This is a genomic window from Flavobacterium croceum DSM 17960 (genome assembly GCF_002917885.1).
In the GTDB taxonomy this organism is placed as follows: Bacteria; Bacteroidota; Bacteroidia; order Flavobacteriales; family Flavobacteriaceae; genus Flavobacterium; species Flavobacterium croceum.
In genome coordinates this window covers 1-2,240 of sequence record NZ_PQNY01000073.1, presented here as the reverse complement: position 1 = coordinate 2,240, position 2,240 = coordinate 1, and the positions used below count along the sequence as shown (strand labels likewise).

Below are 2,240 nucleotides of genomic sequence, written 5' to 3'. Positions count from 1 at the left end.
GGTATAACCAAAACAATATCATTTACATATCCTGATTTTAATTTATCGACTTCAGGAGATGGATCATTGTTTTTAAATGCGCTAAAAGATTTTAATGTGTTCCTTTCACAAATTGCACAAAATAATGCGATAACATATCAAGTGCGCTATTCTATTGCATCAGGTTCTACAGGTAACGGACAAGTTCTTGCAAACAACACACCAGTACCACTTGGAGTATATGCGCCTATTGCACTTGGTTCTACTTCGCTACAGTTTAAAGGAACTACGGTAGGAACTGTAAATCTTCTTGTTGAAGTAAAAGATAGTAATGGTCTTGTACATTCTTCTACTGTAGCTTTCAATGTAACGGCGGTTACTTTTACTTTTAGTGCTGCAGCGCAACCTTCGTCATTATATGTAGGACAATCTTCGACTTTAAATTTCAATATTTCAGAGAGTGCTCAATCGGGTAATACTTACGAAATGATGTTTCTATTTCAAGCTAGCTCTCCAAATGGCGGAGGAACAATTTATGATAATAATAGTGCATTAAGCGCAGGAGTATGGTATCCTGTTAATGTAGGAAGTTTTATTAGAACGCTAAATTCTACGCAAGTTGGAAATATTAATATATTATTTAAAGTAAGAAACACACAAACGCTACAAGAAGTAAGTCAATTGGTTGGTTTGAATATTCAAAACAGCAGTTATACTTTAGTTGCTAGTCCAAATCTTACGAATGTTACCATTGGTAATACGGCTACTATTTCAGGCTCAATAAATACTATAGGTCCCGCACAACAAAATTTTACCATGACTTACTCCACATCAGGCACAGGTACTCTTGTATATAATGGCGTATATATTTCGCCTGGACAATCCTTTGCTATGAGTGCGGGGGCTTTTAATATGACCTATATAGGAACAAGTGCAGGGATACACAATGTTGCATTAAACTGTAGTAATAATACTTTACCTGTCATATCAATGGGAACTTCCTTTGATATTACATTCTCATACCCTGATTTTAATTTATCGACTTCGGGCGATGGTTCATTATTGTTAAATACGCAAAAAGATTTCAACGTATATCTTTCACAAATAACCACAGCACCATACAACAGCTATTTAGTAAAATTTACACTTAATTCAGGTTCTACAGGCTCGGGACAAATTTTTAAAAACAATCTTCCTATCTCTTATGGAACCTATAATCCTATTGGTTTAGGTAATAATGGGTATCAATTCAAAGCTACAGCTGTAGGTAATGTATCAATAACCTGTGAAGTTAAAGATAATAATGGTATTGTACATACCTCAATATTAACCTTTGGAGTAACAGGTATTAGCTATACTTTTAGTGCAGCTGCACAAAATAGTTCGTTGCAAATAGGGGAGAGTTCTCCAATAAATTTTGACATAACTGAAAGCACCCCCTCAGGAACGAACTATGAAATGAAATACGTGTTTCAACAAGGTAATGGAACTATCTCTAATGGTTCCAATGCAGTTTCAACCAATGTATGGGAACCTGTAAATATAGGTTCTTATAATAGAACTTTTACCGCAACTACGATAGGTACAGTAAAAATATTATTTACTGTAAGAAATGCTCTTACTTTAGTAGAAGCAACTCAAGTAATAACCATAAACGCAACTCAAAACACCAGTACTTATACATTTACGGCAAACAATGTACTTTCATCAACAATGGTTGGTAATTCAATACCTTTTAATTTTGTATTAACGCAAAGCGGTACAGCACAAACCAACTATACTATGTTATTTACCACTACAGGTAATGGTAATTTTGTGTACAATGGTACAACCTATACCAATGGGCAAGCTATAAACATTGTGCCTGGTTCTTTCTCAGGAGTGTATACAGGTACAAGTGCAGGCAATCACAATGTTACTTTTACAGTAACCAATAATCAAACGCCTCCAGTAAGCACTAGTGTAACTAAAACATTAACCTTTAATGCTTCAGATTTTAATTTATCCACATCGGGCGATGGTTCGTTGTTTTTAAATACGCAAAAAGATTTTAATGTGTTCCTTTCACAAATAGCCGTTGATAATAGCATAACTTATCAAGTACGCTATACAGTAGCGTCAGGCTCTACAGGTAATGGACAAGTACTTGCTAATAACACGCCTGTACAGTTAGGAATTTATGCGCCAATTTCACTTGGCTCTACATCTCTGCAATTTAAAGGAACATCGGTAGGAACTGTCAATTTACTTGTTGAAGTAAA

General features: G+C 35.0%; 1 protein-coding gene. It reads left to right on the top strand.

Translation table 11 applies throughout. From position 1 onward, the window contains the following. Positions 1-2,240 (top strand): hypothetical protein (locus Q361_RS13820; protein ID WP_169929322.1); only part of this gene is annotated, 2,240 nt, incomplete at both ends.